Genomic DNA, 16438 nt, shown 5'->3' with positions numbered 1-16438 from the left:
TTTTTTATCCCCCTATTCCCATGATTGAAATTCATCAATGGCGCTACGAATTAAGGAAGTTATTTGAGCGCGACGGGTTTCAAAATTGGCAGCGATGTAAATCAGCAGGATGCCAACTAGCAAGCCAACAATCCATTTTAAAAAAGAGTACTGCAAGCTGAAAATTACCGATTGATAGATTGTAGTGATTAAAAAAGTAGCTGTACCAATGTAGAGAAAAGCCCGCACTCGCAAAGCTAATCCGGCAAAGATGGCGATGAGGCTGAAAATTCCTGGTATCCAGGCTGTATCTTGATTAAATAAAATTGCCCACCCACAAATTAAACCACTACCTAGCACTCTCAGAATATGGCGAGCTGCTTTGTACTCTGGTAACCTCAGTTGGGTATCTACTTGAGCAATATAAAGCAGCGATAACCCAATTGGCGTGACATACCATAAAACATCAGTCAGGCGTAAGGAATTAAACCATCGGAAAAGTGCCCAATCAATCAACGCCACACTGACATAGGTAAAACGGATGTTTTCACCCACCTTTGCGAGAAAGATGTAGAATCCAGCTGCGAGTACCAAGGTCATGGGGTAAGTTTGCAGTCTGGTTTCCCATAAAATTATCAATGGTATGATGTAGGCGGCTTGCTGCCAAGGTCTTTTAGACCAACCCCAATTTTCCCAAGGTAGAATGTACAGAAAATAGGCTACCACACAAGCGATCGCACCGTTCCAAGGAACTAACGGCCCCGCCCAAAATTGTCCCACTGCTGTCTCGCGCCAATAAACCCTCATCCCGGCTACCTCTAATAAGCCAAGGTAAACCCACATTTCGGCGATTGTGATTCCTCCAAAGATGCTGGGGGAAGTGCCCGAATTTCGTCCCTGAAAGATGGCATAGCGAATCAAAAATACCCCAGTTGCCAATCCCACTAAACGGTTAACTCCAATGGGAAGAGGAATGGCAGCCATTAATAAGCAGCTACTCCAAGCCCAATGAATATGGGCAATTCCTTTCAGTTCTTGGGGAGTCAGGCGTAAGTAGCTTACAAGCCAAGGCGACAGGATGCGGTAAGCGTACATAATACTAGCGCCAAGGGCAGACATGGCAATCAATCCATCGCCTAATGCTCCTCCTGAAGCTTGTAACATTTGATAGAACAAAAGTTCATAAGCAGAAATTGATACGCCAATGATTCCTAAGTACAGCAGGGGTTTAAAGTTCTCGCGCCGTCGCCCCACGCCAATGATAATTAAAGCTACACCCAAGGAATACAAACCTGTCCACTCGGTGAAGGTGTTCAAACGCAGCAATACACTAAAGGCACCATAAATTAATGGCAAAATGTGAAAACTGCTAGGAAGCCTTTCTAACTGATGTCGTCGTCGCCACCACTCGCCGACAAGTTGAGCGATTAAACCTAAAGCGATATTTGCGTAGCTTGCCGCCGTAGGCATCGCTATCTTAACAGTTGAGTGTTCCCCAAATCCCAGCCCTTGGGCAATCAACAATTCGAAACACCAACCGATGCCATAAAATGCCCAATTTGTCGGTTCGCGCCAACTGCGATAAACAATGGCTACCAAGGTGATTGCAGTGGCAGCTAAGTATAAAAATCCAGAAGTAATAAACCCTGAGTAAATCAGTATTGAGTGCAGCGTCAAACCAAACAACTCAAAACCACACAAGGCGATCGCCCATTTATCACTTGCGGCTGCATATATAACTGCTAATTCGTTACCGCGTCGGCTCAAAACTGTCCGCGCTAACCATAGACTTAAGGTTGCGATCGCTCCTACGACAAACCAACCTGCTAGCGACAGGCGAGGTAAGCCAGGTACACCTACCCATAGCAGCGCCACAATGAAACTTAGAGCAAATCCTTCTGTAATTACCGCAGATATTTGGTTTCGCAAATAGCGCGTATTTGCGAACATCAATCCCGTACCCACAGCCAAACCGATTAATCTGGTTTCTGGTAGCTGTAAAGTAAGTAACTGAGCAACTCCTACAGCCAAGACACTCAAGTAACGGGTAGTAGTCCGACGTTCTGTAGTTGTGCAATTGGCAACACCCGTGAGAGCTATAGGCGTAACTAGCCATAAGGCTCCCCAATAAGCTTGGCTATCAGCTATGCCATACCAAGATGATTCTGCATTCATCCACAATAGGAAAAAACTAGCGGCGGCTAGTCCTAAACCGATATCCCATGCACTACGTTGCCATAGTCCTTCTTTGACGCTAAATCGCCATTCTGCAACCATCAGAGCTAATAAAATACTTGCCCAGACTTGTTGACTTAGGGTTGGTTCCAGCCAATTAATGGTAGAGCAAAATGTCAGCACCCCCATGACGTGAGTTAGATATACCAGCAAAAGAGAGGAGGAGCGGCGTTGAGTGACGAATGCCAGAGTGATTGTGGAAAATAGCAAATTTAGCGATCGCAATGTGGGATTTACTATAGCGATCGTTGTTAAAAAAGTTCCAAATAAGAGGGTGAGAAGTTCACCAAATTTAGCCAATTCTCGCTTTTCGGTGCGATGCAGGCTATCTGTGAGCGCCACCATCAAAATTACGTAAGGAAATAAAGCTATACTCAGCAATGCCCAAGGTTCATTTTGAGAATTGGTGAGTTGGGTGCCAGTTGCGATCGCTAATTTCTGTAAGCTATCAGGTACTAATCGCCAACCTAGCCAAATCGTCTGTAAGCCAATGAGAAAAACTGCTGCTAAGTCTAGCTTTAAGCTGTACTGCTGCAAGCGATTTCCCACAAACCACAAACCCAAACCACTCACAGCTATTGCTTGCCAAGGATAATTTACTACCGAAACCAGCCAACCCAGAAAGATTAAAATGCCACCAAGTTTTTCCCAGAGTAAGAGGGATGAGGGGAATGGGGGGGATGGGGAGGATGAGGGAGATGAGGAGGATGAAGAAGATATTACTGTTGCCTCCCCTGCTTCCCCTGCCCCCTGCCCCCTGCTCCCTGCCCTCTCACATGCCCGCTGTACCAACCAAGTTACCAACCAACCGCAAATGCCAATGGCTAGCCCCAATTGCGTGACATCTACCCCAGCCACAAAAATCGCCCGCACTAACAGCACTATCAAAGCATAAATAATTACAGCAGCAGACAAGGTAATATTTAAGCTACTGCGTAGGCGTAGCCCGTCGTAGACATCGCTTCTATCTTCCTCGCTGACAATATTAGGCTGATGGTAAAGATTGTGATAAACGGTAATGATGGTTGTGCCGATCATTGCCACATAAACGGCAATCAAGGGAAATCCTTTTAATTGCCAACCCCAATGCAGATAACTCAGCCCCAGAATATTTGCTAAAGGTAGTTTGCCAGTATGTAAATTAGCAAAAATAGTCCGATTTTTGGAGAGTAAAACAGTTATAGCAGTGAGAGTAGGCCAAGCGATCGCAACTACAATCCAATCCACAGGATTTTGCCACAACCGAAAGCTATCCATTGCCCAAAAGTTTACTGGCACTAACAAAAGGGTGACAATCAACAATGTCTGAGCCGTTAACCTGAGATTGCTTTGCCGATTCGCCCAGAAGCTTAATCCCCAGAAACTCAAAGTATAAGCAAATAAAACTCCATACTGTCCAGAGGCGGGAAACCTCTCCCACTGACTCGCAGCCAGTACCCCAGAGGATACAACTACCAGAAATACCCCTAGAAAAAGCAACCAACGGACACTCAGTTCTGCCCCCAAGGACTGCAACATTGTGCTGATAAAGTTGGGTTTAGCTAGTTTTTGTTGCGGTTGTCTACGGCTACTAGAGTGTAAAGCTGCTACGGGCAACTGCTGCACGGGGTCGGAAGTAACAAACGCTACGTTTGTTTTAGATTCAGGCTGGGGTTGCAACACCACCGTACACACCAGAAACTCTCGGCATAGCTGCCTTACTTGGGTATCAGATATCAAACCTAAGCGCAGCCATATATCTAGCCCTTCTAATAACTGAGGATGGGAAGATGGCAGCCTGATTTCAAATTTTAGTGGGCGCTCAAGGGGCGATGACATAAGTGGTAACAGTATAACAATATACTTAAGTTTGCGTTTAATTAAAGTATATTTTGGCTCTAATTGTGCCACTTATTAGGCTAATTGACATTAATTTTTAACCTACGAGCGATATTCAAATGTCAACTGTCTGATTTTAGGTTCCGTATTCTAGCCTCCTAACCGTTACATACGCCTATAGGTTTAGTTTTGGTGGATTTTGTTATCGAGAAGGGGGAAAGGGGTAAAGGAATAAAACCAAGATTCTTTCCCCATGCAGTATAGAGCAAGTATTTTGAAATATGGAGAACAAAAAAGAAGATTTTTGAGGCACGCAGTGCGAGAAAAATCAGCATCCATACTTGAAACCCCTATTTTGAAATATGAGGTTCCCTTTACCCCTCATCATCTATGCAGTAACTGCTATATTTTCCAGAGAAAGCCGTTTATTTTCCGTAACTTTGAGTTATAAATTTTCTCAATTCCAGCTTTTAAGAAATCAGAGGGATTGAATAAGAATATGTCAGTAAAACCACTAGTAACCTTTGGTAAATGATTTTTCTCTACAATTTGAAATCGCACTTTTGGATCAACTAAGTGACCAAGAAGTTGTATTGGTACAATGATGCTATCATCACTAATTAAAAGCGGTTTTTCGCCTTGACTAACAATGTTAGCAATTTGAGGAAATTCTTGGTATTTTTCTGGAAATTTATTCCACCACATCTGCGCTTGAGAACTGATCGTACAAGATATGATTCCGCACATAATTACCATGAGCACTACAAGTGACCAGAGCTTTTTTCGCCAAACTTTAGGAGAAATAGACGTAATTTTAGTGGTCAATAGATACGCAACAGCTAACTGTATACCTAAAACAGAAGGAAGCGTATATCGGCTAGTAGCGTATCGCTTTTGTAAGACAAAATCCACTATCAATAGAGGAAGCCCTACAGAGCCAATCAAGGTTAATACAAATAACCAAACTTTTTTAGAGGTTTTTCGCCAAAGAAAATAAATTGAGTAGAGCATTAAAGCTAAAATAATTAAAATAAAAGGAATCAAGGCAAACTTAATTGTTCCCGGATCGCTAGGGCTAACACCTAAATCAAGAAAGGTACGACTAAAGATACCAGCCCACCTTGTAACTGATGCAAATAATGTTTGTTTAACATTGGCCCAAGTTACTGCTTCTGCTTGAGGGTTACTAATAATAATCCAAATCCAGGGTACGAAAGTTATAAACCCCGCCAGTGATGAAATCAGGTAAGAAATCGATGTTTTAGTCAATCGGAAGCGTTCGATTGCAACTACATAAATTCCCTGTGAAAAAGCAACCAAGGTAAAAAATATATGAGTATAAAATCCCAATGATAATGTTGCTGTATAAATGCACCAACTAAGCTTTGTTTTAAGGCGCATGGCTCTCAGCAGTGCTACGCTCGAAATTAAGATGGTTACTATCCATAAACTGTATGCTCGTACTTCCTGTGCATACACAACATGAATAGGTGAAACCGCTACCAATGCGATAGCCATGCACCCTATTAGGGAAGACTCAAATAATTCTTGGCATAGCCAATAAATACAAGGAAAGGTGAGCAGACTAATAAATGCCGAAAAACTTCTGGTTACTGCTATAGAATTGCCAAACCACTGTACCCAAAATCGGTTCATCACAATGTATAGTGGCAAAATCTGTGAGTCTTCTAAAATAATCCCTTTAATTGCATCAATTGTGTTTTTTTCAGGATTGGGATACTGGTATTTATGCAAATCTTCTACGCTGATCAAACGACCATCACTTAACTGCTGATTCATTTCTGACTGCATATAACCAGATATGCGTAATGATGAAAAAATTTCATCACCCCAATAAAGTTTTTTGTCAAGATTGACAAACCGAAAAAATACACCTACTACTAATAAAATAATGGTTAAAAAACGCAACCAAGATTTAGAAATAAACCAGTTCTGTGACAATTGCTTTTTCATGCAGTTTTCAATCTCCTCAAAACTTTAATAACCTGTGGTAAAATTTTATTTTGATCGCTATAATGACCTCTTCGCAGACATTTGGCTTTCAATGCTACTCTAAGACTTATTGCAAAATATCAAAACTATTTTATGCTGATTAAGTACCAGATTCAGTTTCAGATTAACCCAGAGATTGCAAATTGTAGATGTTGTCACCCAATGTGATAAATATGAAACACTGGAGGAAAATATTTGTATCCACATTTTTAAAAGGCAATTCATAAATATTTAAGAGCCAGTTGCTAATGGCAAAAGTAAATTAATATCTCCGAATATGCTAAGAGATAAAAGTTAGGAGTTATATAATCTACAAATTAAACACAAGTAAATTGGAATTGGTCATTACTATATAAATTTATTCTAAGTAGCATGTGAATTAGTACTTAGAACTTAACGCATAACATTCAGTTATAAAATTAATAGCAAAAGTGAATTTTTTTATTGCTGTTTTCCTAACTATTTGTGTTTAGTATAAAGGTATAAGCTAGCCAATAAATACTTGGATATCTCGCAAACCTTAACAGTTAATCAGGATAAAATTGTCTATAAATATTTGAGCTAGATAGTATTCTATATCCACAGAATGAGCCTCAAAGAAATGCAGTTTTTGGCAATAAAATACCACATTAAATGCAATTGTTTATCTGTCATCGTATAGTATAAATTAATCGAAATGTAAAATAATTGTGTTAAAAATAAAAAGATTTAATAAAGTTTATATAAAGTTACTTAAGTACACCGTGGAGTAAGATTGAAGCTAAAGGTACATTAACGTTTGTTTAAACACCAACTTTGCAACAGTGGAAGATTCTGAGTCTGGTTTATCGAGTCGACTAAGCTAGCGATCGCTCCGTAGCCCAAGTACTTCTGATTCATGGCTGAAGTGGCTGATTGTTCTGATAGTTGCGATCGCGTCTACTCAAGAAAAGAAAATTTTTGTTGAGTGGAAAGTGTACAAGCCATAATGTGTCTTTCTTCCAGCGCAAGTGCTTTTAAGCATAGGGTTTCACCTCTGCTCTGCGCCCCTTTCCTTACTCAGCACTACTGAAACACTCAGCCCCGCCAGTTAGAGGTCATTTTGCCACCTTCTGTACTTATTGCCTTCTTCCAGTAATAGAATTAATAACGAAGCCTTTGTAAAGCCTTCAACTATCAAAAGATAGAGATTTAGTAGCAGATTTGACTAAGTGTAAAAAGAACGAAAATCTGTATTCCAAGTAAGCTTGTAGCATATAAAACGCTTGTAAGATTTTTATGACTTCCCGGATTCGCTTTTTAATGTGTCCTCCTGACCACTACGACGTGGACTATGTGATTAATCCTTGGATGGAAGGGAATATTCACAAATCATCGCGCGATCGCGCCGTGGAACAGTGGCAGGGACTACACGAGATTCTTAAAGAACACGCCATTGTAGACTTAGTACCACCTGAAAAAGGTTGGCCTGATTTAGTTTTTACCGCTAACGCTGGCTTAGTACTAGGGGATACTGTCGTCCTCAGTCGCTTTTTACATAAAGAACGTCAGGGAGAGGAGCCTTTCTTCAAACAATGGTTTGAGGCAAATGGTTATACAGTTAATGAACTTCCCAAAGATTTGCCCTTTGAGGGAGCAGGAGATGCACTCCTGGATCGGGAAGGGCGCTGGTTATGGGCGGGATACGGTTTCCGCTCGGAATTAGATTCTCACCCTTATCTAGCTAAATGGCTGGATATTGAGGTTCTCTCCCTGCGACTCATCGATGAACGTTTCTATCACCTGGATACCTGTTTTTGTCCCTTAGCAAATGGCTATTTGCTGTACTATCCAGGTGCTTTTGATTCTTACTCCAACCGCTTAATCGAAATGCGAGTCGCACCCGAAAAGCGAATCGCCCTTGCTGAAGCCGATGCAGTCAACTTCGCTTGTAATGCGGTGAATGTGGACAACATTGTGATCATGAACAAGGCGAGTGAAGCTTTGAAAACCCGCCTTGCAGATGTAGGTTTCCAAGTACTGGAAACACCACTGACGGAATTTCTCAAAGCTGGTGGTGCGGCTAAATGTTTAACTTTGCGGGTGACAGAGCCAGTTAGAGATGAAATTCATGCCAATGTCTCGGTAGAAAGCCGTATCATTCGCATGGAAGGACATTTGCTAGATGCTGGCTTAATTAACCGCGCCTTGGATTTGATTATAGATGCCGGGGGAAGTTTCCAAGTCCTGAATTTCAACTTGGGAGAACAACGGCAAAGTACTTCAGCAGCCGAAGTGAGGGTATCAGCACCATCTCATGAGGTGATGGAAGAAATCATCTCAATGTTGATTGATTTGGGTGCAGTAGATTTACCCCAAGATGAGCGAGATGCCAAACTAGAACCGGTAATTCAAGATGGCGTTGCGCCCGATGATTTCTACGTCAGTACAATTTATCCCACCGAAGTCAGAATTAATGGTCAGTGGGTAAAGGTAGAAAATCAACGGATGGATGGCGCGATCGCAATTACTCAAACTCCCTCTGGCTTAGTCGCTCGGTGTAAAATCCTACGCGATTTAAAAGTTGGCGAACAGGTAATTGTAGATGTGTTAGGTATCCGTACCATCCGCAAAACTGAATCGCGCGAACTCCGCAGCACCCAAGAATTCAGCTTCATGTCGGCGGGCGTTTCCAGCGAACGGCGCGTGGAATTAGTCGTTGAGCAAGTGGCTTGGGAATTACGTAAAATCCGTGATGCTGGCGGTAAAGTAGTTGTCACAGCTGGCCCCGTAGTGATTCACACTGGTGGCGGCGAACACCTAGCGCAACTGGTTCGAGAAGGATACGTGCAAGCGCTGCTGGGTGGTAATGCGATCGCAGTTCACGACATCGAGCAAAATATCATGGGCACTTCCTTGGGTGTAGACATGAAGCGGGGTGTCGCCGTCCGTGGTGGACACCGCCATCACCTCAAGGTAATTAATAGCATCCGCCGTTATGGCAGCATTCCTAAAGCTGTGGAGGCGGGGGCAATTAAGAGTGGCGTGATGTATGAATGTGTCCACAATAATGTACCTTTTGTGCTTGCGGGATCGATTCGGGATGACGGGCCTTTACCTGATACTGTAATGGATTTGATTAAAGCACAGGAGGAATATGCCAAACACCTAGAAGGTGCGGAGATGATTTTGATGCTGTCATCGATGCTGCATTCCATTGGCGTGGGAAATATGACTCCGGCTGGTGTGAAGATGGTGTGTGTAGATATTAATCCAGCTGTGGTGACTAAGTTAAGCGATCGCGGTTCTGTAGAATCGGTGGGTGTAGTAACAGATGTAGGATTGTTCCTCAGTCTGTTGATTCAGCAGTTGGATAAGTTGACAAGCCCTTATGTTAATAAGGTAGGTTAAGAAAACGTAGACTCAGAGGGCGCAGAGAAAGGGAGATGACAAGAGTAGCTTTCAGTGAAGAGTTGCAAGTTAATTGGGTCAGCTTCATTGCTGATTTCATGCTGGTAGGGATGGTTTTTGGCCCGCCAGTGGCTCCCTTTTTGGCTGCGTCTGGAGTGCCTTTGCTTCCTGGGATTGCGGACATCATTTATTTCATGGGTAATCATGTATGTCCGCAACCAAATATGGGGTTAGATTTAGCACCACCGTTTATTATGGCTGTGTGTATGCGCTGCTACGGCACTGTAACGGGTTTGCTGATTACTCGTCTGCTGTATGGGGTGACTGGTGGTAAAGGATTTTACTGGTTAAATCAGTATGGCTGGAGTGGTGTAGCGATCGCCAGTGTGCTGATGATGGCTTATCCTTTAGAATTAGCAGCGCAAGTTTTAGGTTTGTGGAGTTTTAATAACTATCTGGTTACGCCTTTTGGGTTACTTACGGGTTTGGCGTGGGGATTGTTTACCATGCCTATTTTGCACGGATGGCGAGTTGCTAAAACCAGCTTGCATGAATTGGAGAATTAGAAACTGCGCCTACACAGGTAAAATCCACCTTTGTTAAGTTACAAACACTTGATATTCTCTTAGTCCACAGAGGTAGACTACTCTGCGGTCAGCCGCAAAGCGTCTACATTTGTGTGCCCGTAAACTCTGCGAATTCCATTCGCCCTGGCTCTAGGTTGACACTGATGATGCGACTAACTTTCTGCGGCTGGGACGCTTGTACTCTGATTTTTTCTTTAATCCTACCGCTTGAGCTTGGTCGCTATCTAACCCATATTGTCCGCGCACAACTTCTTTCATCGCTAACACCGCATTGTGAAATTCCCATTCTGCTAATCGCGCAGCATCAGCCGCAGCACGGTATAAAGCTAGTTTCTCGGTTTCGGCTTGTTGCTGGGCTAACATAGCTTGATAAGCTTTCTGTAAGTTGGTAGCAGAGGCATCAGCACGGGTTGTTTCATAAGTGGGGATCGTTTGCAAGCCGTGCCATGAATTAACATCTTCACTAATTAGTTGAGGGCGCAAACGGCGTGTTGTATCTTGGGTAGACATATCAGCATATTAGTGTAAGGTACATATTTAATGTACCCATTGCAACCCTAAAGCTATCAGTAAGGCGAAGATTTTAGATAAAACAAGATTAAAGAAAGGGTAAGCTCATTTTTGCAGAGCGATGCATCAAAGTTGCAGAGCAATACATCAAAGGTGCAGAGCGATGCAACTTAGTTGCAGGTCGATGCAACTTAAGTGCAGAGTGATGCAACTTAGTTGCACGTCGATGCGTTTAACCAATTTGTAGAGTGGGCAAACATTTGCCCACCCAACACACTTAAACAAAGATAAAATCGTTCTGTGTCAGCGTAGTGGTATTAAACCCACTCAGCACCGCTCAGGTGCAAAAAAGTAGGTATATGAATTTTTCTTGTCAACTTACTGAATATAGCCTTGACATTCTAAATAGCTAATTACTTGGCAAACACATTGCTCAACTGTAAATTTATCGGTAATACAAATCATCTCTGGATTTAAAGGCTCTTCGTAAGGGTCGGATATGCCAGTAAAATGTTTGATTTGTCCTGTCCTGGCTTTGGCGTAAAGTCCCTTAACATCGCGAGATTCGCAAACTGCTAATGGTGCTTGAACGTAAACTTCGATAAAATTGGTGGTTGTTTTTCTTAATTCTTCTCGAATTTCTCGATAGGGACTGATTGCAGCAACGATCGCTACTATCCCATTGCGACTGAGTAAGTTGGCCACAAAACCAATGCGCCGGACATTGATATCTCTGTCTTGTCTACTAAATCCAAGTCCCTGAGATAAATGGGTGCGGACGACATCACCATCAAGTAATTCTACTTGGTAATTGCGCGATCGCAATTCTTGGGCAACAGATAAAGCGATCGTTGTTTTACCTGCTCCACTTAACCCTGTCAGCCAAAGAATTAGACCTTGATGATGCATAATTCGCTTTTTTTATCTATGAAAGAGTGCGATGTCTACGACGGGCTACGCCCACGCACTTTATATTATTCGTGAAGGGGATAGGATTGTAACCCTTCCCCTTTTCTCCCCACTCCTTTCACCTCTGTCTCTTGGGTGAAAGTGAATCAGTCATAATGATTTTTATTAATAGTTTTAGAGAACTTTTTTGAGCTTTTTGGCAGCGAATTTGGATGACTGCTTACGTTTAAATACAGAAGTTGCGCCAAGAGTGACAAGAGTCAGTAGGCTAAGAGTAGAGGTGGGTTCAGGGACGCTAACTATAGTTGCAGCAAAAGTAATAGGTAACTCACTATCTTCTGTTCCTAGATTTTGAAAACCTGGGATGAATGGTGGCGCAGAAAAAATTTCTAAATAACCGGGTGTTGGTAAGAAACTAGCAAAAAATGGACTAGCATAGTTTCCCTGTGATGTGGAATAACCAAAACCGTCACCCGTTAACTGCTGACTATTAAGACTAATTAAATTATCTACATTAAAAGGTTCGTTTCCTGGTATTGGAGTACCTACAGCTTGCAGACCAGTAATTATTTCGCCATTGCGTGTACCACTAATTCCTAAAATCTGGTAGAAACCCAAATCGTCAGGGGTATTATTAGTGGTGAAATTACCCATCGCCTCTATTCCATTACCAGAGTAATTCCACCTCCAGGTTAAAGCAGAAGCAGCTTGTATGGTTCCAAAAACCAATCCAGATACGGTAGCGAGGGCTGTTGCAAAGAGTAGAGTTTTCATGATTTTATCAGTAAAAGAGTAAATGGAAAGATGGAGAGGAGCAGAGAAGAAAACGTGTAGAACATTCTCTTTTGCTCCTTTGCCCCTTTGTTTGCTTTCTCCTTTAAAAGTGGCGAGCGACTGCAAACTTTTTTTATTGGTCTTGCCTTCAACAGATTTAAAACTCCTACGAGATTTAAATCTGACTTTTTTAGCCAGTCTAAACAAAACTTTTTCACTGGCTCTCAAAGTGCGAGAGCGCACTTGATATTACTCGTAAATTGCTATGACTTTTTAAGGTTATAACGCTTGTACAAAAGGCACAAGCCGATGCAATCAAGAAACAAGTCAATACAACAAAGGTGCAAGGCAATGCAATTAAGGTACAAGTTGATGCAAAAAAGATGCAAGTCAATACATCAAAGTTGCAAGCCAATGTACCTAAATAAGTTGTCGAGTGGGCAAACAGTTGCCCACCCAAAAGACTTAAACAGAAACAAAGTTGCTCTGCGTTAGCGTCGTGGTATCAAAGCCAGTCAATATTCCCAAAGTTTGATTACCTAAACTAATCTCATCACCAGCAAAAGACAACTGACTGAAATTCAACCCAAGCAAGCCAATCTTATCGCCTTGACCGAAACTAAAGTCAGTAATTGTATCTCGACCTGCGGCTTTCTCCAGAACAAAGATATCACTACTACTACCACCAGTTAAGATATCATCGGCTTTGCCACCGTTGAGGAAATCATTCCCCGCATCGCCAACGAGTAAATCTTGACCATTTCCACCCAAGAGAGTGTCGTTACCGTCACCGCCAGAAAGGGAGTCTTCACCGTTATCACCTTCGAGACGGTCGTTACCAGCTTCACCAGCAAGTGTGTCATCACCGTTACCGCCTAATAAGGTATCGTTGCCAGTACCGCCATAAAGGGTGTCGTTACCATTATCACCTACTAGATTATCGTTACCAGCCAAGCCAAAGACATTATCGTTACCGTTGAGTGCATTAATAATGTCGTTGCCAGATGTGCCATTGAGGTTATCGTTTTGGTTAGTACCGTTGAGGGTTGTGCCGACTGCTACCGTCACCATCGCCACATCTGTGCCACCATTACCATCACTGACAGTATAGTTAAAGCTGCCATTACCATTACTGAAACCTGTGGTCGGAGTAAAGACAACATTGCCACTGTTATTGAGAGTTACAGTGCCGTTGACTGCACTACTGACAGCAGAGATGCTTAAAGCACCACCATCGACATCGATATCGTTGGCTAATAAGTCAGCAGCAAGTAAAGTCAATGGCGTATTTTGGTTGGCAGTGGCTGAGTCATCACCGGCTACAGGGGCATCGTTGACGGGTGTGACTGTCAGATTAAAGCTAGTATTTGCACTGGCATTGCTGCTGTCAGTGGCGGTAACTTTAATGCTAATTGTGCCGTTATCTGGGTCATTGGGTGTGCCGCTAAAGGTGCGGCTATTGGCATCGAAGCTTAACCAATTTGGTAAGGAGTCGCCGTTAGCGAGAGTGGCAGTGTAAGTTAAGCTGTCACCAGCATCGACATCAGCAAAGGTGTTGGCGGGAAGAGCAAAGCTGAAGAAGCCATCTTCTAGGGTGGTTTGATCTGCAATGATATTTGCTAAAGTTGGTGCATCGTTAACGCCGTTGATGGTCAGGTTAACTGTTGCTGTGCTAGTGAGGCTACTACCATCGGTAATAGTGTAGGTGAAACTGTCGCTGGCGGTAGCTCCTACAGCCAGGGTTTCAAACTGACCGTTGGGGTTGTAAAGAAACTCACCATTGCTGTTGAGGGTGAGGATAGCACCTGAAGCTAAAGTAATGGGGTTGCCTACTCCAGCAGCATTGCCGTTAACTTGGGTGACAGTCAAGACATCGCCATCGGGGTCGCTGTCAGCACCATTGCCATTATTAACGAGAATATTGCCAACCACAGGAGTATCTTCATTAGTGCTAATGGCATCGTCAACAGCAACTGGGGGTTGATTAAATTCATAAGCACCAATGTCAACTGTACCACCACTGATGCGGGGAAAACCTGCACCGCGTTGGTCAGTGGTGACACCAGAGGGAACAAGGGCGTTATTGCCGGCGTTGATGGCTGCTGAACCTGTAACTAAGGCGTGGGTTTGGGTAGCACCACCGTTATTAGCTAGTGCTGCTAAGACTTGGTTAATGTTAGTAATACCAGCCGAGGCAAAGGTAATGTCGCTGCCTGTGCCGATGGTGCCGGATGCACCACTTAGGCTACCTATGAGGTTGTTGGCATTGCCTGTGACTGGGCCGGAAATATCGGGGCCTTGGTTACTAGTATTACCAGCAATAATGGTGTTTTGAGCAGTAATAGTGCCTCCAAAACTGGCAAATCCTCCACCTCTGACAGCAGCAGTATTATTAGTAATAGTGCTACTAGTAAGAGTAACTACTCCCCCAGCAATTATACCACCGCCAAGACTGCTTGCTGTATTTCCAGAGATTGTACTGTTGGTGACAGTGAGTGTACCTTGACTGGCAATGCCGCCACCAAACGATGACGTATTGCCAGAGATAGTACTGTTTATGACGTTAACAGTGCCGCCCGTGTTGGCAATGCCGCCACCGCCAAAACCACCGCCAGAATTGTTATTAGAGATAGTACTATTTGTTAAAACCAAACTAGCACCACCAGAGTTGATCCGAATGCCGCCACCGTCAGCCGAATTGCCATTAGCAATTGTCAAAGCATCAATTGTGGCATCTGTTCCGAAATTAGAAATGGTGAACACGCGGGAGGCATTGTTGCCACTCACTGTCAGTTGATTTGCCCCAGTTCCCTGAATGGTGACATCATCAGTAATTGTCAGTTGCCCAGATGTTAAAGTAATGGTATCGGGGGTAGCATCGGTAAACACGCTACCTGCAAAGGTAATCGTATTTGCCCCGGCAAAAGCATTGGCATTGAGAATCGCTTGCCGCAAGGAACCTTCACCGGAATCGTTGGTGTTGGTGACGACGGTTGAGGTAACGTTAATTGTGCCGTAGACATCATTGTTATTTGTGGGTGTCCCTGCGTCGTTAGCTGCACTGTTGCTGCTGAAGGTAGGATTACCTAGAGAATCGACAGTAGGCAGAGCGGTAGGCATTCCCTGGTTGTTGCCGTTGGTATTGGTGAGGGACTGCATGATGAAAATTGCCCCACCTAAACCTTGACCTGAGTTAGCGCCTGTGCCGCCTGTAGCCGTGTTGTTATTAAAGCTGGTGTTGCTGAGGGTTAAAGAGCCACTGCGGACAAAAATACCGCCCCCTAGTCCAGCACCGCCACCACCTTGGCCACTAGAATTACCGTTGCCAGCAGCAAATCCCCCAGAGCCTCCAGAGCCGTAGCCACCTATGCCGCCGAAGCTACCACCGCCAGCGCCGTAGCCGCCATTGCCACCAAAGACGGGGTTGAAGGAATCGCTGGATCTGTTGCTGAAGCCACCACCGCCACCGAATCCACCCGTAAAACCCTGGTTACCGGTCACGAAGCCGGCACCGCCACCGAAACCGCCGTTCAAAATGCCGCCGCCACCAAAGCCGCCGTCGGGCTTACCAGGCTCGTATAAGCCGCCGTTGAAAGTGCCGAAATAGCCGCCATAGCCACCGTAGTTGCCGTTGCCACCGTAACCGCCACTGTTGGTACTGCCAGAACCAAACAGTCCGCCGCCGGTATTGCTGCCAGCATTGCCAAACATTCCGCCGCCGCCGTTACCCAGTCCACTAACACCGCTACTGCCGCCTTGTGCTGCGTTATTACTAAAAGCGACATTAGTTAAAGAGACGTTGCCATCATAGATAAACAAGCCGCCGCCCAGTCCAGCACCGCCGCCGCCTGTCGTACTATCTCCGCCTTTAGCCCGTCCGTTGGTGATGGTCAGGTCAGAGATACCGACGGTTCCCGACAAGATAAATAAGGAGCGCACGTCGCCATCATCGTTGATGCCGTTATTATTGGCATCGCCGCTAATACTGTGGTTATTGCCCACAATAGTAATGTTGCTGTTCACCAGCGTCTTTACTACCCCAGTGAAACGGACATCGCTATCAATGGTAATGGTGTCATCCCCTGCTAGTTGGTTCGCTTGGAGAATTGCATAACTGAGGGTGCCTGTGGTTAAGCCGGTTCCGTCATCGGTGGCTTGGTTAACAATGAAGTTTGTCATTTGATTTATTCCTTTTTTCAGGTAAATGAGGAGTTATTTGGAGAGTGGAATTAAACAATCACGAA

The 16438-nt window shown here is 44.0% G+C and carries 8 protein-coding genes; 2 read left to right on the top strand and 6 right to left on the bottom strand.

The genetic code is table 11. The features are described 5' to 3' along the window. Positions 1 to 12 precede the first annotated feature (12 nt). Together H6G92_RS09865 and H6G92_RS09860 are read right to left on the bottom strand one after the other, a co-directional pair. A complete protein-coding gene (locus tag H6G92_RS09865; protein WP_190893249.1) occupies positions 13 to 4032 on the bottom strand; it encodes a DUF2157 domain-containing protein in 4020 nt (1339 codons plus the stop codon). Positions 4033 to 4434: 402 nt separating this feature from the next. Then, positions 4435 to 6006, bottom strand: a complete 1572-nt coding sequence (locus tag H6G92_RS09860) for a glycosyltransferase family 39 protein (RefSeq protein WP_190893247.1) — start codon at positions 6004 to 6006, stop codon at positions 4435 to 4437. Between the two features lie 1296 nt (positions 6007 to 7302). Here H6G92_RS09860 and argZ point away from each other — a divergent pair. Both argZ and H6G92_RS09850 read left to right on the top strand, forming a co-directional pair. After that, positions 7303 to 9414: a bifunctional arginine dihydrolase/ornithine cyclodeaminase gene (argZ, locus tag H6G92_RS09855; RefSeq protein WP_190893246.1), complete on the top strand. Its 2112-nt coding sequence runs from the start codon at positions 7303 to 7305 to the stop codon at positions 9412 to 9414. A 35-nt stretch (positions 9415 to 9449) separates the two neighbouring features. Further along, positions 9450 to 9980: a DUF2085 domain-containing protein gene (locus H6G92_RS09850; protein ID WP_190893244.1), complete on the top strand. Its 531-nt coding sequence runs from the start codon at positions 9450 to 9452 to the stop codon at positions 9978 to 9980. A 150-nt stretch (positions 9981 to 10130) separates the two neighbouring features. Here the strand turns inward: H6G92_RS09850 and H6G92_RS09845 are convergent, their stop codons facing one another. The 4 genes from H6G92_RS09845 to H6G92_RS09830 all read right to left on the bottom strand — a co-directional run bounded on the left by H6G92_RS09845 (position 10131) and on the right by H6G92_RS09830 (position 16373). Next, entirely contained in the window at positions 10131 to 10511 is a 381-nt protein-coding gene (locus H6G92_RS09845; protein ID WP_190893242.1) for a hypothetical protein, read from the bottom strand. A gap of 378 nt (positions 10512 to 10889) precedes the next feature. After that, positions 10890 to 11420 carry an adenylyl-sulfate kinase gene (gene cysC / locus H6G92_RS09840; RefSeq protein WP_190893240.1) on the bottom strand — a complete coding sequence of 177 codons (531 nt, stop codon included), beginning with the start codon at positions 11418 to 11420 and terminating at the stop codon, positions 10890 to 10892. A gap of 174 nt (positions 11421 to 11594) precedes the next feature. After that, positions 11595 to 12194, bottom strand: coding sequence for a PEP-CTERM sorting domain-containing protein (locus H6G92_RS09835; protein WP_190893238.1), 600 nt, complete (start codon positions 12192 to 12194; stop codon positions 11595 to 11597). Between the two features lie 465 nt (positions 12195 to 12659). Beyond that, positions 12660 to 16373 (bottom strand): beta strand repeat-containing protein, encoded by a 3714-nt coding sequence (locus tag H6G92_RS09830; RefSeq protein ID WP_190893236.1) that lies wholly within the window; start codon positions 16371 to 16373, stop codon positions 12660 to 12662. Positions 16374 to 16438 lie beyond the last annotated feature (65 nt).

It is taken from the genome of Nostoc foliaceum FACHB-393, assembly GCF_014698505.1.
In the GTDB taxonomy this organism is placed as follows: Bacteria; Cyanobacteriota; Cyanobacteriia; order Cyanobacteriales; family Nostocaceae; genus Nostoc; species Nostoc foliaceum_A.
This window is presented reverse-complemented; position numbering and strand designations above follow the sequence as displayed.